Annotated in this window: 20 protein-coding genes; 11 read left to right on the top strand and 9 right to left on the bottom strand. The window is 65.4% G+C overall.

All coding sequences use genetic code 11. The features are described 5' to 3' along the window. Positions 1-6: 6 nt before the first annotated feature. The 5 genes from IAE37_RS22655 to IAE37_RS22635 form a co-directional block, all read right to left on the bottom strand. Positions 7-1,434, bottom strand: coding sequence for a di-heme oxidoreductase family protein (locus tag IAE37_RS22655; RefSeq protein ID WP_201177157.1), 1,428 nt, complete (start codon positions 1,432-1,434; stop codon positions 7-9). 226 nt (positions 1,435-1,660) lie between these two features. Then, a complete protein-coding gene (locus IAE37_RS22650) occupies positions 1,661-2,998 on the bottom strand; it encodes an imelysin family protein (RefSeq protein WP_201177156.1) in 1,338 nt (445 codons plus the stop codon). A 149-nt stretch (positions 2,999-3,147) separates the two neighbouring features. After that, the gene (locus IAE37_RS22645; protein ID WP_201177155.1) at positions 3,148-5,199 is read right to left on the bottom strand and encodes a putative bifunctional diguanylate cyclase/phosphodiesterase; all 2,052 of its coding nucleotides are present in this window, start codon (positions 5,197-5,199) and stop codon (positions 3,148-3,150) included. Positions 5,200-5,499: 300 nt separating this feature from the next. Then, entirely contained in the window at positions 5,500-6,096 is a 597-nt protein-coding gene (locus IAE37_RS22640) for a superoxide dismutase (RefSeq protein ID WP_003255187.1), read from the bottom strand. Between the two features lie 197 nt (positions 6,097-6,293). After that, entirely contained in the window at positions 6,294-6,893 is a 600-nt protein-coding gene (locus IAE37_RS22635) for a LysE/ArgO family amino acid transporter (RefSeq protein WP_201177154.1), read from the bottom strand. Between the two features lie 103 nt (positions 6,894-6,996). On the opposite strand from IAE37_RS22635, the gene IAE37_RS22630 reads away from it, so the two are divergent. From IAE37_RS22630 to IAE37_RS22620, 3 genes are all read left to right on the top strand, one after another. Then, positions 6,997-7,887: a LysR family transcriptional regulator ArgP gene (locus IAE37_RS22630; protein WP_201177152.1), complete on the top strand. Its 891-nt coding sequence runs from the start codon at positions 6,997-6,999 to the stop codon at positions 7,885-7,887. A 49-nt stretch (positions 7,888-7,936) separates the two neighbouring features. Continuing rightward, positions 7,937-8,932 carry an NAD-dependent epimerase/dehydratase family protein gene (locus IAE37_RS22625; protein ID WP_201177150.1) on the top strand — a complete coding sequence of 332 codons (996 nt, stop codon included), beginning with the start codon at positions 7,937-7,939 and terminating at the stop codon, positions 8,930-8,932. An 87-nt stretch (positions 8,933-9,019) separates the two neighbouring features. After that, positions 9,020-9,844, top strand: coding sequence for an ATPase (locus tag IAE37_RS22620; RefSeq protein ID WP_201177148.1), 825 nt, complete (start codon positions 9,020-9,022; stop codon positions 9,842-9,844). 85 nt (positions 9,845-9,929) lie between these two features. Here IAE37_RS22620 and IAE37_RS22615 read toward each other — a convergent pair whose 3' ends face one another. Continuing rightward, entirely contained in the window at positions 9,930-10,979 is a 1,050-nt protein-coding gene (locus IAE37_RS22615; RefSeq protein WP_201177146.1) for an alkene reductase, read from the bottom strand. A 17-nt stretch (positions 10,980-10,996) separates the two neighbouring features. After that, positions 10,997-11,299 (bottom strand): ArsR/SmtB family transcription factor, encoded by a 303-nt coding sequence (locus tag IAE37_RS22610; protein ID WP_201177145.1) that lies wholly within the window; start codon positions 11,297-11,299, stop codon positions 10,997-10,999. Positions 11,300-11,452: 153 nt separating this feature from the next. On the opposite strand from IAE37_RS22610, the gene IAE37_RS22605 reads away from it, so the two are divergent. Next, entirely contained in the window at positions 11,453-12,037 is a 585-nt protein-coding gene (locus IAE37_RS22605; RefSeq protein WP_201177144.1) for an acyl carrier protein phosphodiesterase, read from the top strand. A 96-nt stretch (positions 12,038-12,133) separates the two neighbouring features. On the opposite strand, the gene IAE37_RS22600 is transcribed toward IAE37_RS22605, so the two are convergent. Together IAE37_RS22600 and olsB are read right to left on the bottom strand one after the other, a co-directional pair. After that, the gene (locus IAE37_RS22600; RefSeq protein ID WP_201177143.1) at positions 12,134-12,922 is read right to left on the bottom strand and encodes a lysophospholipid acyltransferase family protein; all 789 of its coding nucleotides are present in this window, start codon (positions 12,920-12,922) and stop codon (positions 12,134-12,136) included. After that, positions 12,922-13,677 carry an L-ornithine N(alpha)-acyltransferase gene (olsB, locus tag IAE37_RS22595; protein ID WP_201177142.1) on the bottom strand — a complete coding sequence of 252 codons (756 nt, stop codon included), beginning with the start codon at positions 13,675-13,677 and terminating at the stop codon, positions 12,922-12,924. The genes IAE37_RS22600 and olsB overlap by 1 nt, the downstream gene beginning before the upstream one ends. Before the next feature lie 154 nt (positions 13,678-13,831). On the opposite strand from olsB, the gene IAE37_RS22590 reads away from it, so the two are divergent. From IAE37_RS22590 to IAE37_RS22560, 7 genes are all read left to right on the top strand, one after another. Next, positions 13,832-14,719 carry an acyl-CoA dehydrogenase gene (locus IAE37_RS22590; RefSeq protein WP_201177141.1) on the top strand — a complete coding sequence of 296 codons (888 nt, stop codon included), beginning with the start codon at positions 13,832-13,834 and terminating at the stop codon, positions 14,717-14,719. Positions 14,720-14,866: 147 nt separating this feature from the next. Next, on the top strand, positions 14,867-15,934 hold the full coding sequence (locus tag IAE37_RS22585; protein WP_201177140.1) for a serine hydrolase domain-containing protein: 1,068 nt from the start codon (positions 14,867-14,869) through the stop codon (positions 15,932-15,934). Further along, complete coding sequence (locus tag IAE37_RS22580) at positions 15,931-16,227, top strand: amidase (RefSeq protein ID WP_201177139.1); 297 nt, start codon at positions 15,931-15,933, stop codon at positions 16,225-16,227. Before IAE37_RS22585 ends, IAE37_RS22580 begins: the two co-directional genes overlap by 4 nt. 44 nt (positions 16,228-16,271) lie before the next feature. Then, the gene (locus IAE37_RS22575) at positions 16,272-16,853 is read left to right on the top strand and encodes a YceI family protein (protein WP_201177138.1); all 582 of its coding nucleotides are present in this window, start codon (positions 16,272-16,274) and stop codon (positions 16,851-16,853) included. 1 nt (position 16,854) lies between these two features. Further along, positions 16,855-18,012, top strand: coding sequence for a phospholipase D-like domain-containing protein (locus tag IAE37_RS22570; protein ID WP_201177137.1), 1,158 nt, complete (start codon positions 16,855-16,857; stop codon positions 18,010-18,012). Between the two features lie 51 nt (positions 18,013-18,063). Continuing rightward, on the top strand, positions 18,064-18,642 hold the full coding sequence (locus IAE37_RS22565; RefSeq protein ID WP_201177135.1) for a DJ-1/PfpI family protein: 579 nt from the start codon (positions 18,064-18,066) through the stop codon (positions 18,640-18,642). 226 nt (positions 18,643-18,868) lie between these two features. Next, positions 18,869-19,459, top strand: coding sequence for a GNAT family N-acetyltransferase (locus IAE37_RS22560; protein WP_201177132.1), 591 nt, complete (start codon positions 18,869-18,871; stop codon positions 19,457-19,459). The last annotated feature ends 18 nt before the right edge of the window (positions 19,460-19,477 follow it).

The following is a 19,477-nucleotide window of genomic DNA, read 5'->3' as shown; positions in this document are numbered from 1 at the left end:
GCGCGTTTAAAGTGAGTTCAGGAAGGCCAGCAACGCGGTGCGCTGCTCGGCATTGAAAGCCAGTACGTGGTCGCGCGCCGCTTGGGCTTCGCCACCGTGCCAGAGCACGGCCTCGAGCAGGTTGCGGGCACGGCCGTCGTGCAGGTATTGGGTGTGGCCGCTGACGGTTTCGGTCAGGCCGATGCCCCACAGCGGGGGCGTGCGCCAGTCCTGGCCATTGGCAGCGAATTCGCTGCGCTCGTCGGCCAGGCCTGGGCCCATGTCATGCAACAGCAGGTCACTGTAGGGGCGGATCAGCTGGTTCGCCAGCGCCGGCTCGGCAGCCTGGCTGGAGGTGGTGAATTGCGGCGTGTGGCAACCCTGGCACCCGGCCTGGTGGAACAGGTTCTTGCCGGCCAGCACCTGCGGCGAGTCGACGTCGCGCCGCGCTGGCACGGCCAGGTTGCGGGTATAGAAGGTGACCAGGCGCAGGATATTGTCGCTGACTTCCTTCTCGCCACCGGCGCCGTCGCCGTTGGGCGCGGCCAGGCATTCGGGCTGCGCTGCAGTGCAGTCGTCCTTGGGCTGCAGGGTGCTGGTCAGGCCCATGTCGCCGACGAAGGCGTGCACGTTCTGCTGGTTGACGTTGGGCTGCCCGGCCTTCCAGCCAAAGCGGCCGATCACGGTCTTGCCCAAGGCATCGTCCCAGACCCGGTTGGCGCGGCCGCGAATGCCATCGTGGTTGTGGTCGTCCGGGTCTTCGCCGGCGAGGATATCGGCGTCGGGGATGGCTTCGAGCAGGCCGAGGCCGATCATCGGCGGTGCCACGCGGGCGGAAAAACGTGTGTCGGGGTGCAGCGGCCCGTAGCCTAGCTGGGTGATCTGCAGGGTCGGGCGGCGCAGTTCAACCTGGTAGCCGTCGGCAAAGCGCACCGGCACCGGGTCATAGGTCATGCGCACCTTGCCCTCCGGCGCCACGCCGGGCACGGCCATGTCCTGCAACTGGGTGCCATAGGTCGGTTCCGGCACCACGCCGAGCTGTTCGATGACCTTGGCGTAATACGGCTGGTCGGGGATCGACAGGCGCACCAGCATCGACACCGCGTTGTTGCCATCGGCCTCCGGCGGATGGCCGCGGCCATCGCGGATGTGGCAGTTCTGGCAGGCGTTGGTGTTGAACAGCGGGCCCAGGCCGTCACGCGCGGTGGTGGTGGAGGGGGCGATCACCCAGGGGTTGCGGAAGAAACTGTTGCCCACGGCAAAATCCACCCGCTGCTCGGGCGACAGGTTGGCCGAGGGCATGGAAAAGGCGTTGCGATCGCTGCGCTTGACCGTGGCCTGGCCACCTGACAGCGCTTCGCCGGGCTCGGCCTGGGTGAAACGCGGGGCGTCGTCACAGGCGGCGAGGGCGAGGGCCAGCAGCAGGCAGGGGAGTCGGGGCAGCGACGAGGACATCTACGATCCTGGGCGTGGGCTAAAAAACCGGCGAACAAGCTTAGCAAAGTGGGAAAGATTGAATAAGAGCAATTTGCAACTGCTGGATGAAAATGGTGTCAGGGGGCGTGTGGGGATGGCTTGGGTTATGTGCTGTGGCATAGATCGAGCGCCGCACCGCACCCCCACGACGGACACAAAAAAGGCGGCCCTAAGGCCGCCTCTCTCATCCCCGCAGCTACACCAATCAGAACTCGTGGTCGGCGTTGTCCGGGTTCAGGCTGTCGATACCCAGCTTGCTCGCGGCCTGCTCGATCGAACCGGTCTGCTTGACCAGGGCGGCGATGGCATCACGCACGATCTGGTTGCCGGCCGCGTTGTCTGGGGCGATCAGCTGGTCGTAGTGCTCGCCTTTGAGAGCGTGATCGACCATCACCTGGATCTTCGCCTCGGTCGACTCGAGGTCGGCCTTGAGCGTGGCGTCGGCGGCCGGATCGGCCTTGGCCACCAGCGACGACAGGCTCGGGCCGGTCATCTTGGTGCCGTCGGTGCGGGTGTACTCGCCCAGGTAGACGTTACGGATGCCCTTGGCGTCGTAGAAGTGCGAGTAGTGGGTGTTGTCGCTGAAGCAGTCCTGCTCGTCTTCCGGCGAGTTGGCTTCCAGCGAAACCTTCATGCGCTCGCCGGCCAGTTCGCCCAGCGACAGGCTACCCATGCCGAACAGCATCTTGCGCAGGCCGTCCTTGACAGGCTCGGCTTCCAGCTTGGCGCGGTAGTTGTCGGCGACGTTCGGTGCCCAGTTGCCGACCATCTCCTCGAGATCCTGCACCAGCAGGTCGGTGACGGCCTTCAGGTAGGCACGACGACGCTCGTTGTGGCCACCGGTGGCGCCTTTGCCTTCCAGGTAGTCGGAAACAGGACGGGCGCCGGCGCCTGGGCCGGTGCCGTTGAGGTCCTGGCCCCAGAGCAGGAACTCGATGGCGTGGTAGCCGGTGGCGACGTTGGCCTCGGAGCCGCCCAGCTCATTCAGGCTGGCGAGCTTCTCGGGGGTGATGTCCTTGACGTCGACCTTCTCTTCGCCGACCTGGATCTCGGTGTTGGCGATGATGTTGGCGCTCGCGGCCGGGTTGCCCAGGGCGTGCTCGTAGCTCTTGTCGACGTAGTCGATCAGGCCTTCGTCCAGGGGCCAGGCGTTCACCTGGCCTTCCCAGTCGTCGATGATGGTGTTGCCGAAGCGGAACGCCTCGCTCTGCAGGTACGGGACGCGGGCTGCGGCCCAGGCGGTCTTGGCGGCCTTCAGGGTGTCGTCGTTGGGGTTGGCCAGGAACGCGTCGACCGCGCTCTGCAGGGCCTTGGCGGTGCTCAGCGAGTCGCTGTACACGGCGTAGACCATCTCGGCGTAATGCTTGACCACGGCCTTGCCGGCCGCTTCGTCGACAGCGCCGGGCGCAGCGGCGGCGGTGCTGGCAGCAGCAGGGGCCTGAGCTTGCGGAGCGGCTGCCTTGTCGTCCTTGCCCTCGCCGCAACCGGCAAGAGCGATGGCGATGGCCAGCAGACTGGCGGAGGCCAGAGGCATTCGAATCATTGTTGGTTTTCCTGCGTCGTGTGGTTGGACTTGTGTGCCGTGGGCATGCGAAACCGCAACATCATGCGAAAGATTTGCATTTGCTGTAAAGGGGGCCGGGCGCATATTCGTGTAAATGCCGGTCATGCGACGTAACCGGTCGTGCGCGGCTACAGCATCGAGGCGTGGTTGCGCTGCGCCTGCTTGAGGTAGTGGGTCACTTCGCGCGCCGACAGCGGCTTGCTGTAGTGGTAGCCCTGACCCTCGTGGCAGCCCTGGGCAACGATGTAGGCCTCCTGCTCGGCGGTTTCCACGCCCTCGGCGATCACCTGCATGCCCAGGCTCTTGCCCAGCTGGATGATGGCGCGAACGATGGTGGCGTCGTCATCGTCGTCGAGCAGGTCTTGGACGAAGCTCTTGTCGATCTTGATCTTGTCCAGCGGCAGCGACTTCAGGTAGCTGAGCGAGGAGTAGCCGGTGCCAAAGTCGTCGATGGCGATCATCGCCCCGGAGCGGCGCAGGCTGAGCAGGTGCTGGGCGGCGGTGCTGATATCTTCCATCAGGCCGGTCTCGGTGACTTCCAGTTCCAGGCTGCGCGGTGGCAGGCGGTAGGCCTGCAACAGGTTGTTGACCACCCGTGGCAACTCGCTGTGGTGCAGTTGCACGGTCGACAGGTTGACTGCCATGCGCAGTTCGCAGAAGCCCAGGTCGTGCCATTCGCGCAATTGCCGACAGGCTTGGTCGAGTACCCATTCGCCGATGGCGATGATGCTGCCGTTCTGTTCGGCCAGGGGGATGAACTGGTCGGGCGGGACCATGCCCAGCTGCGGATGCTGCCAGCGCAGCAGGGCCTCGACGCCGACCACACGCTGGTCGCGGTAGCTGACCTGGGGCTGGTACACCAGGTACAGCTGGTTGCGTGGCAGCGCTTCGCGCAGGTCCTTTTCCAGCTCGCGGCGCCGGCGCATCTCGCTGTCGACGCTGGCGATATAGAACTGATAACGGTTGCGCGAGCGAGCCTTGGCCAGGGTCATGGTCTGCTCGGCCTTTTGCAGGAGCTTCTCGGTGCTGTCGCCGTCCTCGGGGAACAGGGTGATGCCGATGGTGGCACGCAGGCGGATTTCCTGTTGGTCGACGGCGAACGGCGCTTCCAGGTCGTCGAGAATGCTTTGCGCGAGTTCCGCGGCCTCGTAGGGCTGTTCGATGTTGGCCTGGACCAGGGCGAACTGGTCGCCGCCGAGCCGTGCGAGGGCGCCCAAACGGCCACTGTGGGCACGCAGGCGGTCGGCCAGGGCCAGCAACAGTTGGTCACCCACCTGGTAGCTGAACTGCTCGTTGATGCCCTTGAAGTCGTCCAGACCCACGCACAGCACCGCCACCCGGTGCTGCAGGCGGCCACCGTCGACGAGGATCTTGTCCAGTTGCTCCTGCAGTTGCTGGCGGTTGGGCAGGCCGGTGAGGAAATCGTACTGGGCCATGCGCTGCAGGCTGTTCTCCGCCTCGTGCCGCAGGTGGGTGTTGCGCTCGATCGAGGCCAGCAACTGGTTGGCCGTATCGACCCAGATGCCCAGTTCGTTCTTCTCGTGGCCCTTGAGCTGCGGGATCTGGTGCTGGCTGGGGCGGTCGGGGTTGATCTGCGTGAGGTGCTCGATGATCTTCGAGAGCGGCTTGGTCAGTAGCCAGTGATACACCAGGTACAGCACCAGGCCCATGGCCAGGGCGCGCAGCACGCCGGAAACGAAGATGATCACTGCGTTGATCAGGAAGTCTTCACCATAGTCGGCGGTGTCGAGGGTGATGCTCAGGTCGCCGTAGTACTCGCTGTACGGGCCGCGGCCGACCAGGTCGATGCTGTAGGTGCGTTCCTGGCCCAGCAGCAGGTCGGTCAGCCAGCGCATGGACATGTCTCGCAGGGGGCGGGATTTTTCCGCGAGCATGGTCTCGTGGGGGTGGCCGATGGACGCCATGCGCACCGACTCGTCCTGGAACAGGCCTTCCATCACCTGCATGCCCATTTCCCGATCGAGGCTGTACACCGCCTGGGTGGATGGATCGCGGAACATGTCGAGGATGCGCTGGGCATCGTTGTCGACGGTCTGGCGGGTCTTGTAGGTGTCGTAGACGATCTGCGCGCAGCTGAGCACGACGCCGACCGCCAGCGCCGAAAGGAGCACGACCCTGAGCAACTTGATCGATAGGCTGTCCCGCAATTCCAGCTTCAATGGGGTTTCCTTAATCCATGCGCATGGCAGCATTTTGCCATTATCCAAGGCAATACACTATCGACCGGTGCCCCTGGCCAGCACGAAGGTTCGAGCTCGCCTTGACAGTGTATCGGTCGCCAACGCCTGCGACTTGAGGGCGCTGTTTCCACTTTCCCGAAGCTTGATGTTAGCGCGCTATCGGGGGGGAGCAAGAGCCAGGGGGAAATCCGTTGACGGAGGTGAAGCGTTGACGCAGCACGCTTGCGCAGGGATTAAAAAACCCGGCGCGGGGCCGGGTTTTTCGCTCAAGGCTGGTGATCAGGCCTTGAAGGTCTTGCCTTCGAACTGCTCGGCGACGAACGCCCAGTTGACCAGGTTCCAGAACGCCTCGACGTACTTCGGACGCAGGTTGCGGTAGTCGATGTAGTAGGCGTGCTCCCAGACGTCGCAGGTCAGCAGTGGGGTGTCGCCGCTGGTCAGCGGGCAGCCAGCGCCGATGGTGCTGGCCAGGGCCAGGGAGCCGTCGGCTTTCTTCACCAGCCAGCCCCAGCCGGAACCGAAGGTACCGACCGAAGTCTTGGTGAACTCTTCCTTGAATTTGTCGAAGGAACCGAAAGCGGCGTTGATGGCGTCAGCCAGGGCACCGGTGGGCTGGCCGCCGCCGTTTGGCGACAGGCAGTTCCAGTAGAAGGTGTGGTTCCAGACTTGAGCGGCGTTGTTGAAGATGCCGCCCGAAGAGCTCTTGACGATCTCTTCCAGGGTCTTGCCTTCGAATTCGGTGCCTGGAACCAGGTTGTTCAGGTTCACGACGTAGGTGTTGTGGTGCTTGTCGTGGTGATACTCCAGGGTTTCCTTGGAGATGTGCGGCTGCAAGGCATCGTGGGCGTACGGCAGCGGCGGCAATTCAAAAGCCATGGTGGATCTCCTGATTCAGGTCTGTTTGCGGTTTGCGCAAGGCCGATCACGGGCGGCCCGATGTGCGTCGGCGAGTTTGTACTCTTTTTGCGACGCAAGGGCTGGATCATAGCACCGGCCCCGGCGCATAACCACGCAACAAAGATAGGGAATAGAGGTTCCAGAGCGGTTCGTGGTTGTCGATCGACGGCGAAGGATCAGTTGAAGATCAACTGCGCCGCTACCGCGAACATCATCACCGCGACCATCAGGTCGAGCATCCGCCAAGTGGCGGGGCGGGCCAGCCACGGAGCCAGCCAGGCGGCGCCGAGGGCCAGGGTCGAGAACCACACCAGCGAGGCGCTCGCCGCCCCCGCCACGTAGGCCCCGGGCACGCTCTGCTGGGCGCCGAGCGAGCCGATCAACAGCACGGTGTCGAGGTACACGTGGGGGTTGAGCAGGGTGACCGCCAAGGCACTGAGCAATACCGCCCGGCGCGAGCGCATGCCCTGGCCCTGCTGGTGCTGCAGGCTCTGCTTGGAACAGGCGCTGCGCAGGGCCTTGGCGCCGTACCAGATGAGGAACACCGCGCCGCCCCAGCGGGCGATGGCCAGCAACGTCGGGTTGTGCGCCAGCACCGTGGCCAGGCCGAATACCCCCGCTGCCACCAGGATGGCGTCACAGACGATGCACAGGGCAGCCACCGGCAGATGATGTTCGCGACGCAGGCTCTGGGCGAGAACGAAGGCGTTTTGCGCGCCGATGGCCATGATCAGGCCGAAGGCGACCAGCATGCCGTTGAGATAGCTTTGCCACATGGCGTGCGCTCCAGGATGAAATACGTCGGAAGAAGCTGGTCATTCTGGCGAGTCGGCATGTATAAGAAAAACAAATAGTGCTGATCTGTCATTAGGGAAATCGATGTTCGACTACAAGCTGCTCGCCGCCCTCGCGGCGGTGATCGAACAGGCCGGCTTCGAGCGCGCCGCCCAGGTGCTGGGGTTGTCGCAATCGGCGGTCTCCCAGCGCATCAAGCTGCTCGAGGCGCGGGTCGGGCAACCGGTGTTGGTGCGTGCCACGCCGCCGAGCCCCACCGAGGTCGGGCGGCAATTGCTCAACCATGTGCAGCAGGTGCGCCTGCTCGAACGCGACCTGCAGCGCCAGGTGCCGGCGCTGGATGAAGAGGGCGTGCCGGAGCGCCTGCGCATCGCCCTCAACGCCGACAGCCTGGCGACTTGGTGGGCCGCTGCCGTGGGCGGGTTCTGCGCCGAGCACCAGTTGCTGACCGACCTGGTGGTGGAAGACCAGGACGTTGGCCTCAAGCGCATGCGTGCCGGCGAAGTCGCTGCCTGCCTGTGCGGCAGCGAGCGGCCGGTGGCCGGGGCGCGTTGCCTGGCGCTGGGCGCCATGCGCTATCGGGCGCTGGCCAGCCCGCAATTCATGGCGCGCTACTTCCCCCAGGGCTTCGTGGCCGAGCGCCTGGCCAGGACGCCCGCGATCGTCTACGGGCCGGACGACTTCCTGCAGCACCGCTATCTGGCATCGCTGGGCATCCAGGAGGGTTTCCTGCATCACCTGTGCCCCTCGTCCGAAGGCTTCCTGCGCATGGCCGAGGCGGGCCTGGGCTGGGGCCTGGTGCCCGAGCTGCAGGCGCGCGAGCAGCTGGCGAGTGGGCAACTGGTGGAAATTAGCCCCGATACGCCCATCGATGTGCCGTTGTACTGGCATCATTGGCGCAGTGGCGGGCAGTTGCTCGCGCAACTGACCGAGCACCTGCGGCAGACCGCAGGGCAGTGGCTGGTGCCGTTGTAGGCGCGGCTGGCGTCTGTTGCATCTGAAATCTGGCAAGGCAGGGTCTTACATGCGAATTCTGGTTACCGGGGCAAGCGGTTTCATCGGCGGTCGCTTTGCGCGCTTCGCCCTGGAGCAGGGCCTGGAGGTGCGGGTCAACGGCCGCCGCGCAGAGGGCGTCGAGCACCTGGTCAAGCGAGGCGCGCAGTTCATTCCCGGTGATCTGGGCGATGCCGAGCTGACCCGGCGCCTGTGCCAGGGTGTCGACACCGTGGTGCATTGCGCGGGCGCGGTGGGCAACTGGGGGCGTTACCAGGATTTTCACCAGGCCAACGTGGTGGTCACCGAAAACGTCGTCGAAGGCTGCCTGAAAGAGCATGTGCGGCGCCTGGTGCACCTGTCTTCGCCGTCGATCTATTTCGATGGCCGTTCGCACCTGGGCCTGCGCGAGGACCAGGTGCCGCGACGCTTCCATGACCACTACGCCCGCACCAAGTACCTGGCCGAGCAGAAGGTCTTCGGTGCCCAGGAGTTCGGCCTGGAAGTGCTCGCGCTGCGTCCACGCTTCGTCACCGGGGCGGGCGACGCGAGCCTCTTCCCGCGGCTGATGCAGATGCAGCGCAAGCAGCGCGTGGCGATCATCGGCAATGGTCTGAACAAGGTCGATTTCACCAGTGTGCACAACCTCAACGAGGCACTGCTCAGTGCCCTGTTCGCCGAGGATCGCGCGCTGGGCCAGGCCTACAACATCAGCAACGGCGCGCCGATACCGCTATGGGACGTGGTCAACTACGTGATGCGCCAGATGCAGTTGCCGCAGGTCACCCGCTATCGCGGCTATGGCCTGGCCTATAGCCTGGCGGCGTTGAACGAGGCCGCCTGCCTGTTGTGGCCCGGCAGGCCGCAGCCGACCCTGTCGCGCCTGGGCATGCAGGTCATGAGCCGCGATTTCACCCTGGATATCAGCCGCGCCCGGCATTATCTGGGGTATGAGCCCAAGGTCAGCCTGTGGACGGCGCTGGATGAATTCTGCGCCTGGTGGAAGCATCAGCCCCCAGGCCAGTGAACCTGATCGGCCGATGATGGTCATCAGTGCGCCGCGCAAGCGGTTTATACTCATGTCCCTTTGCTACTACCGCGGTTGAATGCACCCATGCGTAACGATGCCCGTGATGATTTCGATGACGTACCCACCTTGCGTGCCGGTACCCCGGATGACGATGAACTGCTGCCGGCGCACGTGGCGCGCAGCCGCCAGAAAGCTGTGCGGCCTGCCAGCACGGGGCCGCTGTGGGCGCTGCTGGTGGCGGCGTTCATCGCCCTGGCTGGCCTGGGCTGGTGGAGTTTCCAGCAGATCTCGCTGATGGAGCAGCAATTGGTGGCCACCCAGGAAAGCTTCGCCCGCATCAGCGAAGAAGCCGCCGGGCGCCTGCAGGCGATCAGCGGCAAGGTCGCGGCCAGCGAGTCGTCGAGCACCACCGGCAGCGAGGCGCTGAAGTTGCAGATCCGCCAGTTGCAGGCCAGCCTGGCCGAGCAAGGCAAGCAACAGCAGGGCGTGGCTGGCCAGGCCGGCGACCTGGGCAAGCGCCTGGAGCAGGTGCTGGCCGATACCCGTGAACAGCAGAAGGCGGTGACCGAGCTGCAGGCCCAGTTGCAGGCCCAGCTCAAGGCAGTGAACGCAGAGCTGGCGGCGTTGAAGTCGGGACAGGTCGACGGCGGCAAGCTCGATGGCCAGCTCAAGACGCTGAGCAACGATGTAGCGGCGTTGAAGAAGCAGGGCAACCCGAGCGCGGCCATCGAAAGCCTCGAGCAGGATGTGCTGGTGCTCAAGAGCCAGGTGGAAAACCGCCCAGCGGCCGCTTCCAGCGGGGCTTCGGTACAGGAGTTCGATGCGTTCCGTGGGCAGACCACGCGTAACCTGAATACCTTGCAGAGCCAGATCCAGAACCTGCAGCAGCAGATCAACGCGCGGCCCTGAGAGCACCTCAGCCTTCTTCGCGGGTAAACCCGCTCCTACAGCCAAGATCGTGTAGGAGCGGGTTTACCCGCGAATGGCCCTTGAATCAGAGGCGCGGGTAGTCGATGTAGCCCACCGGCCCCTTGCCATAGAAGGTTTCCGGATGCGCCTGATTCAACGGCGCATCGGCCTCCAGCCGCGCAGGCAGGTCCGGGTTGGCGATGAACGGCACGCCGAATGCCACCGCGTCTGCCCTGCCGCTGGCCAGGGCGGCCGTGGCACTGGCCTTGTCGAACCGTTCGTTGACGATGTACGGGCCGCCGAAGGCTTCCTTGATCAGCGGGCCGAGGCTGTCGTCGGCTTCTTTCTCCCGCGAGCAGATGAACGCGATGCCACGCTTGCCGAGCTCCCGCGCCACGTAGGTGAAGGTTTCGGCGCGGTTGGCGTCGCCCATGTCATGGGAGTCGGCACGCGGCGCCAGGTGCACGCCGACGCGGCCGGCGCCCCACACCTCGATGGCGGCATCGGTGACTTCCAGCAACAAGCGTGCGCGGTTTTCCAGCGAGCCGCCGTAGCGGTCGCTGCGCTGGTTGGTGCTGCTCTGCAGGAACTGGTCGAGCAGGTAGCCATTGGCGCCGTGGATCTCCACCCCATCGAAGCCCGCAGCCTTGGCGTTTTCCGCCGCGTTGCGGTAGGCCTCGACGACGTCGGCGATCTCTTCGGTCTCCAATGCACGCGGGGTCGGGAAGTCGCTCAGCGGGCGCACCAGGCTGACATGGCCCTTGGGCTGAATAGCGCTCGGCGCCACCGGCAATTCGCCGTTCAGGTAGTTGGGGTGGGAGATACGCCCGACGTGCCACAGTTGCAGGAAGATGCGCCCGCCGGCAGCGTGCACGGCGCGGGTGACGTTGGTCCAGCCGCGCACCTGTTCGTCGTTCCAGACGCCTGGAGTGTCCGGGTAACCGACGCCCATCGGCGTGACCGAGGTCGCTTCGCTGAGGATCAGCCCGGCGCTGGCGCGTTGCACGTAGTACTCGGCCATCAGGGCGTTGGGCACGCGGCCCTCGTCGGCGCGGCAGCGGGTCAGCGGCGCCATGATGATGCGGTTGGGCAATTGCAGGTCGCCCAGGGTGATCGGATCGAAAAGCGTGGTCATGTCGTTTACCTGCCTTGTCAAAGCGTTTGCCGCAGTTGTTCGAGAAACGCCTGGATGGTGTCCTCGTTGCGTTTGAAGAAGTGCCACTGGCCGACCTTCTGGCTGCTGATCAGGCCGGCACGCTGCAGCGTCGCCAGGTGGGCCGAAACCGTCGATTGCGACAGGCCGCAGCGCTGGTCGATCTGCCCGGCACAGATGCCGTTCTCGGTGCTGTGGTACTGGTCGGGAAATTGCGTAGCCGGGTCCTTCAGCCAACTGAGGATTTCTCGCCTGACCGGATGGGCCAGCGCTTTTATGATTTCGTCGAGGTCGAGTGGCATGACGGTGGGGCTCGTGTCGTAGCGGTATATCGCGATAGGACGAAATGTAAATCGTGGGTGGGCGATATACAAATATGAAGAAGTTCTGAGCCGTGCAGAAATCGATATATCGCGTTATTACGATATACCAGCATGCGGTGCTAGACTGCGCTCATGAACTATCTCGCACACCTGCACCTCGGCGGCTCGGCGCCGGATCAACTGCTTGGCAGCTTGTACGGCGACTTCGTCAAAGGCTCGCTGGAGGGGCGTTTCGCTCCAGAGCTGGAGGCGGCGATCCGCTTGCATCGGCACATCGACAGCTATACCGACCGGCACCCGCTGGTGCTGGCGGCGCTGGCGCGTTTTCCGCAAGCGCGGCGGCGTTTTGCCGGGATCGTTCTGGATGTGTTCTTCGACCACTGCCTGGCCCGGCACTGGGGCGACTATGCCGAGCAGCCGCTGGAGCAGTTCACCGGTGATTTCTATCGGGTGCTGTTGGCGCAGCCGGAGCTGCCGGGGCGTTTGGCGCGGATCGCGCCGTTCATGGCGGCGGACGACTGGTTGGGCGCCTACAGCGATTTCGCCACCCTCAAGCAGGTGTTCGACGGCATCGCCCGGCGCTTGTCGCGGCCGGAGGGCATGGACGGGGTGATGGATGAGCTGGTGCGGTTGTATGAGCCGCTGATGGCGGATTTTCGGGAGTTCTATCCGCAGTTGCAGGCGTTTGCGGCGGCGGGGAGGGTGCAAGTCAGATAATTCTGCGTTGTCGCGTCTGGCCCTTTCGCGGGTGAACCCGCTCCTACAGGAATATCTGCGGTTCCGATGACGGCGCTGCACCCGCGAAAGGACCGGTCATGCTGCCCGTGCTTGGCGCCGTGGCAACTGCTCGACTTCCTCGACCCCGAACAACGCCAGGTGAATCGCCTGCTGCGCTTGAAACGCCAGCGCTGCCCGTTCCTTGCCCACGCTGCCGATCGGTTGCAGCAGTTGTATGTGCACCTGCCCCCTCGGCTCGGCGAACAAGCGCAGCAGGTGCGAGACCAGGTCGTCGTCGCCAATGAACGGCGCGATCGGGTCGGCTTCGCCACTACGCAGGTATTGGATGGCCACCGGCTGCACCGCCATACCGCGGTCGATGGCGCCGGCCAGCAGGCGGCCATGGAAGGTGCGCAGCTGGCGCCCGTCGGTGGTGGTGCCCTCAGGGAAGATCAGCAGCGGCCGGGCCAGGCCAAGCTGCTCGCCGATCTGCTCGCGCAGGCGTTGGCTGTCGCCGCCGCCCCGGCGAATGAACAGGGTGCCGGCCTTTTCCGCCAGCCAGCCGGCCAGCGGCCAGTGGCGCACTTCGGCCTTGGACAGGAACGATAGCGGCAGCAGCATGCCGAGCAGCGGGATATCGGTCCACGATACATGGTTGCTGACCCACAGCATCGGCCGTTGCGGCAGCTCGCCACTGACCCGCACCTCGAAAGGCAGGGCGGCGACCAGGCGTTTCATGAACAGGCAGGTCCAGCGCTGGCGGCGCGCGACCGAGGCGTTCAGCCCCAGGCGTTCGCCAAGGGCGATGAGGCTGGCCAGGCACAGGCCCAGCAGCAGGACCAGGCACAACCGGGCGAGGCGGGCGAACACCCGCAGCTTGGGCATCAGACCGCCGCCTTGAAGTGACGGGCGTAGCGCGGGCAGAGGTCGTCGCGCTTGAGCAGGATGAACACATCGGCCACCTGGAAGTCCTCGTCCCAGCAAGGCTCGCCGCAGATCTTCGCGCCCAGGCGCATATAGGCCTTGAGCAGTGGCGGCATCTCGGCGATGACGTTGCCGGGCAGGGCCAGGCTAGGTAATGGTTTCTTCGGCTCGGCGCGCAGGTGCTCGGTGCACAGGTAGCGTTCACGCAGGCGTTGCATGACCGCGTGGGCCTGCACGCCGCCGTCCTGCATGGGAATGCTGGCGCAGCCCATCAGGTAGCTGTAGCGGCCTTCGTTGAGCACTTCGGCCAGTTCACCCCAGAGCACGGCAATGGTGCCGCCGTTGCGGTAGTCGGGCGCCACGCAGGTACGGCCCAGTTCGAGGATCGGGCCTTGCAACTGCAGCAGCCCGTGCAGGCTGAATTCCTCTTCGCTGTAGAAGCGACCCAGGCTGCTGGCGGCCTGGTGATCGAGCAGGCGGGTGGTGGCAACCAGTTCGCCGGTGTTCAAGTCGCGAACCCCGATGTGGCGGCAGTGCACGTCGTAGTCATCCATGTCCAGGCCCAGTTCGGCACCTTTGAGCTTGGCCTTGAATTCCGCGCTGAACACCTTGTAGCGCAATGCCTGGGCTTCCTGCAGGGCGGTGGCCCCGACCAGGCGTTCGGCTTGCAGGCGGCGTGCGCTGCTGTTGTCGCCAGAGTGAGCGATCCGAGTCATTGCGTGTCTCCCTAAGCCAGCCAAGAGGGTTGCGGCCGGTCGGCTTTGTTGTGCAAAGTCAGCCTAGGTAGATGCGGTGTCACCCCTGTGAACCTTTGGTGATGCTTGCATGACACCCCGCGAGCCCCACAAGCCCCAGTGAGAGGAGCGTTCCATGGCCTGGTTGCAACGTCTCAACGATCCCCTTCGTCATCCCCTCGCCGCGACCCTGGGCGAGACCTACGCTGCCCTGGGCGAGCGCCTGGGTGCCGTTGCACCCTTCGAACTGGCGGTGCTAGGCGGGCGCGCCATGGCGACGCCAGGGCTGGCGTTCCTGGTCGGCTATCAGGCTGCTTTGCGCGTGCTCTGGCCCAGCGCCCCTGCAGGCCTCGGCGCGCTGTGCGCCACCGAGCGGCGCAGCGTGCGACCCGCCGACATGCAAGTGCGCCTGGAAGGGCTGCGCCTGACGGGCGACAAGGACTTCGTCACCGCCGGGCTGGACGCCGAATGGCTGCTGGTGGCGGCGCGCAGCGAAGGGCAGGGTGAGGCGCCGCGCTTGAGCCTGGCGGTGGTTTATCCGGGGGAGCCAGGTGTCACCCTCGAGGCCTTGCCGACCCTGCCCTTGATGCCCGAGGTCGGGCATGGCCGCGTGCGCTTGCAGCAAGCGGCGTGCGAGTTGCTCGCCGGGGATGGCTGGGATGCCTATGTGAAACCCTTTCGCGCGCTGGAGGATTTGTACGTGCTCGCGGCACTGACGGCCTGGCTATATGGCGTGGGCCAGGAATGCGCCTGGCCGCAGGAACTGCGTCTGCGTCTGATGGCGTTGCTGGCCGGCTGCGCGCAGGGCAGTCAGCAGTGTGCCGACAGCGTGGCCTGCCACTTGTTGCTGGGCGGTTTGTTCTCGCAGTTCCAGGAGTTGCGCGGGGCCATCGACAAGGCCCTGCTGGCAGGGCCGGAGCCGTGGGCGCAGTTGTGGCAGCGCGACCAGGGCGTGCTGGCGTTGGCCACTGCGGCGCGGGAGAAGCGTCTGGCCAAGGCCTGGGTGGCTGCAGGATTGTCATGAAGGCCTGGGATGCTGGTGTGATCCGTTGACCCCTGGGCCGCGTTGCGGCCCTTCGCGGGTGAACCCGCTCCTACAGGTACGTGCAATCTGTGTAGGAGCGGGTTTACCCGCGATGGGCTGCAAGGCAGCCCCAACCGGCTCCCCGCCATGCTCAAGACCCTGCTAGCGATCATCAGCCTGTTCACCCTGCCTGCCTGGGCCGAGGACTGGCCAGTCGATACCCCCGCCATCGACTGGCAAGCGGTCGACGCCTACGCCTTCCCTCAGCGCAACGCCAGCGATCGCAGCGGCATCCGCACCGATGCCCTGTTGATCATCCGCGACGGCCAGATCATCCACGAACGCTATACCGCGCCGACCACCGCCAACACTGCGCACCTGACCTGGTCGATCAGCAAGAGTGTGCTCGCTACCTTGTTGGGTGTGGCCCAGGGCGAGGGCCGCTTCCAACTGCAAGACCGCGCCGCACGCTTCTACCCACCCATGCAGGCTCACCCGCAGGTATCCCTGGCCGATCTGCTGCACTGGGCCAGTGGCCTGGACTGGCAGGAAGACTACGAATACGCGCCGTTGAAGTCCTCGGTGGTGGCGATGCTCTACACCCGCGGGCGCCACGACATGGCTGCCTACACTGCGGCGCGGCCTGCTGCCGAAGCCCCCGGCAGGCGCTTTCTCTACTCCAGCGGCGACAGCAACGTGCTGGCGGCGACCCTGCGCGGCATGCTCGGCGCCGAGGCCTATGCCGGGTACCCTTGGCAAGCGTTGTTCGAGCCATTGGGTATCACCAGCGCCACCTGGGAACGCGACGGCAGCGGCACCTACGTCGGTTCTTCCTATCTCTACCTGAGTGCCCGTGACCTGGCGCGCATCGGCCTACTGATGCAGCGTGGCGGGCGTTGGGGTGACCGCCAGCTGTTGCCGGCGAGCTGGGTCGCGTTCAATACCACGCTGTTCGAACGGGCCCAGGCTACTCCCGGAGAAGCCAACCCTGGTGGCCACTGGTGGCTCAACCAGCCACTGGCTGGCAGTCAGACGCCTTGGCCCGACGTGCCGACCACTTCCTACGCGGCACTCGGCCACTGGGGACAGGCGTTGTATGTGCTACCCGCGCAGAAGCTGGTGATCGTGCGCTACGCCGACGACCGGGATGCCCGCTACAGCCACAACGAACTGCTCAAGCGCGTGCTGGCCGCAGTGGCCGGGGAGGGGCGATGAAACGCTTGCTGCTGCTGGTGCTGCTCGCCCTGCTTGGCTGGGCCTGGCATGAACGCCAGGCACTGGCGGACTTCCCCGGGATTCTCTCGGCCTACTCGGCCAAGGAATACTGCTCGTGCCGCTTCGTCATGGGCTTCGACGCGGCGTATTGCCGCGGCTACGTGAAGCAATGGCTGCCCTTGGGGTTGCTCGAGGAAGACGGCGCACAACGCCGGGTGACCGCCGAGGGCCTCGGCCGGCGCAACCAGGCCCAGTGGCAGGGCGCGCGTGAGGGCTGCAGCTTGCTGCCGTGAAGGCGGGCGGGTAAGGTTGGCGGCTTGGCTTCACGAGATTCGTCATGTTCAAACTGTCCCGCCTGCTCCCCGCATTGCTGCTGGCCCTGTGCCTGCCAGCCCACGCCAACTGGCACCTCGATGGCGAGTCGTCACGCCTGTCGTTCGTCGCCGGCAAGAACGGCGACACCGCCGAGGTGCATCGCTTCCTGGTGCTGCACGGCAGTGTCGACGGCAAAGGTACGGCCAACCTGCGCATCGAGATGGACTCGGTGAGCAGCGGCATCCCCCTGCGTGACGAGCGCATGCGCGACGAGCTGTTCGAGGTCAGGCAGTTCGCCGAGGCCACGGTCAAGGCACAGATCGACCTGCGCCCGCTCAACGACCTCGCCGATGGTGCGCAGATCGAGCTGCGCCTGCCGCTGACGGTCACCCTGCATGGCCAATCGCACAGCTACAACGCGTTGCTGCTGGCCACCCGCCTGGACCAGCGGCGCTTCCAGGTGGTCACGCTCGAGCCCTTGGTGCTGCGCGCCGAGGACTACGGCCTGATGCCGGGCCTGGAGAGCCTGCGCAAGTTCGCCAAGCTCAAGTCCATCAACCCGACGGTGCCGGTCAACGCGGTGCTGATCTTCAACGCGCGCTGACATGCCGGGGCCGGTCTTTCCCTGGCGTGAAGGCAACCAGTTCGAGTTGTTGATCGACGGCCCCGAGTTCTTTCCACGCATGCTCCAGGCCATCGAGCAGGCGCAGTATCAAGTCGATCTGGAGCTGTACCTGGTCGAGGCCGGCGATTGCGCGAACGCGGTGGTCGAGGTGCTTGAGCGCGCGGCGCGGCGCGGGGTACGGATACGCTGCCTGTTCGACGACTACGGCTCGCTGGCCTTCGGTACGGCGTTGCGCGCGCGCCTGAGCGAGGCTGGCGTCTACCTGCGTTTCTACAACCGCCTGCGCTGGCGCCGGGGGTTTCGCAACCTCTACCGCGATCACCGCAAGCTGTTGCTGGTCGACGAGCGCTGGGCGGTGGTCGGTGGCACCGGCGTCACCGACGAGTTCTGGACACCGGGCGAGCCGCGATCGGAGTGGCACGAGGTGATGGTGCACATGCAGGGGCCGGTGGTGGTCGACTGGCAACTGCTGTTCGACCGCCAATGGCATGCCAACAACCGCCGCACCGCCTGGCGCCCGGCCGAGGGTTTCGGCCTGCCACGGCTGCCCAAGGTTCCGGCCCAGGGCCAGGGCATGGGCCGGGTGGCCTATGCCGACGCCCGTCAGCACCAGGACATCCTGCATTCGCTGGTGCGTGCGCTGAACAGCGGCAAGCAGCGGGTGTGGCTGGCCACGCCGTACTTCCTGCCGACCTGGAGCGTGCGCCGATCATTGCGCCGGGCGGCTGGCAAGGGTGTCGACGTACGCCTGCTGCTGACCGGCCCGCGTACCGACCACCCTTCGGTGCGCTACGCCGGGCATCGCTACTACCCGCGGCTGTTACGCGCGGGGGTGCGGATCTTCGAGTACCAGCCGTGCTTCCTGCACCTGAAGATGGTCTTGGTGGATGACTGGGTCAGCATCGGCTCGTGCAACTTCGACCACTGGAACCTGCGCTTCAACCTGGAGGCCAACGTCGAGGCGCTAGACCCGGCGTTGACCGCCGCCGTGCTGGCCAGTTTCGAGCGTGACTTCGCCCTGAGCGAGGAAGTCGACCTCGATCACTGGAACGCGAGGCCGCTCTGGCGGCGGGTGAAGCAGCGGGTGTGGGGGTGGTTGGACCGACTGGTGGTCAATCTGCTCGACCGTCGCAACTGAGAGCGACTATCTTGCATGGACTGTTCCCAGGCCCTGCAAGGAGTGGATGCGATGACGGCGAAGAAGATTCTCATGTTGGTGGGTGATTACGTCGAGGACTACGAAGCGATGGTGCCGTTCCAGGCCCTGACCATGGTCGGCCACACCGTGCATGCAGTGTGCCCGGAGAAGGTCGCCGGGCAGACGGTGCGCACCGCCATCCATGATTTCGAGGGCGAGCAGACCTACAGCGAGAAACCGGGGCACAACTTTGCCCTGAATCAGGACTTCGTTCAGGTCCGTGCCGAAAGCTACGATGCCTTGCTCATCCCTGGCGGCCGGGCGCCGGAGTACCTGCGCCTGGACGAGCGGGTGCTGGCGCTGGTCAAGGCCTTCGACCAGGCTGGCAAGCCGATCGCCGCAGTGTGTCACGGCGCCCAGCTGCTGGCGGCGGCTGGGGTGCTGGAAGGGCGTGAGTGCAGTGCTTACCCGGCCTGCGCACCGGAAGTGCGCCTGGCCGGTGGCACGTTCATCGATATTGCCGTGGACCAGGCGCATGTCGATGGCAACCTGGTCACCGCACCCGCCTGGCCGGCGCATCCGGCGTGGCTTGCAGCGTTTCTCAGGGTATTGGGCACCCGTATTGCCTGATCTGGCCCTTCGCGGGGCAAGCCCGCTCCTACACGGGATTGGGTAGTGGGAGCGGGCTTGTCCCGCGAAGAGGCCGATACAGGTCCACTCGACCTGCCCGATAGCGGTCACGGAACAATACCTGTCGTGGAGGGAAAAGGCGGCGTGTAGGCGCGGATGATAGGGTTTCCCCTCAAGCCCGGTTTAGCCGAGCGCGTCATCCACCACGACACAACGACCGCCAAGCATGGAAATCCGCCTGTTGCACGGCGCCGCTATCGCGCCTTACATCGATGACCTCGCTCGCCTGCGCCTGACGGTGTTCCGCGAGTTTCCCTACCTTTACGACGGCACGCTGGAAGCCGAGGCCGAATACTTCGCAACCTACGCCAGCTCAGGTCGCAGCCTGGTGGTGTTGGCGCTGTACGACGGCCAGGTGGTCGGCGCCTCGACGGGGCTGCCCCTGATGGATGTGGCCCCGGCCTTTCAGCAACCCTTTCTGGTCCAGGGGCGCGATCCTGCCAGCGTCTATTACTTTGCCGATTCGATGGTGCTGCCGCAGTACCGGGGGCAGGGCCTGGGTGTGCGCTTTTTCATCGAGCGCGAGTCGTATGCACACAAGCTGGCCGAGTTCGACTGCTGTGCCTTTTGCGCAGTGGAAAGGCCGGGCGCGCATCCGCGTCGGCCTTCGCACTACAAACCGCTGCATGGGTTCTGGCGCAACCGTGGCTTCCTGCATGACCCGTCGCTGCGCACCCAGTATGCGTGGCGTGACGTGGACGAACAGGCAAGCTCCGACAAGATCCTGTCGTTCTGGCTGAAGGGCCTATCGGCATGATCAAATGACTGGGCGCAC

The organism is Pseudomonas sp. S31 (assembly GCF_016648105.1).
GTDB lineage: Bacteria > Pseudomonadota > Gammaproteobacteria > Pseudomonadales > Pseudomonadaceae > Aquipseudomonas.
Note: the sequence above shows the minus strand (reverse complement) of the source record. Positions and strands in the feature narration are given on the sequence as shown.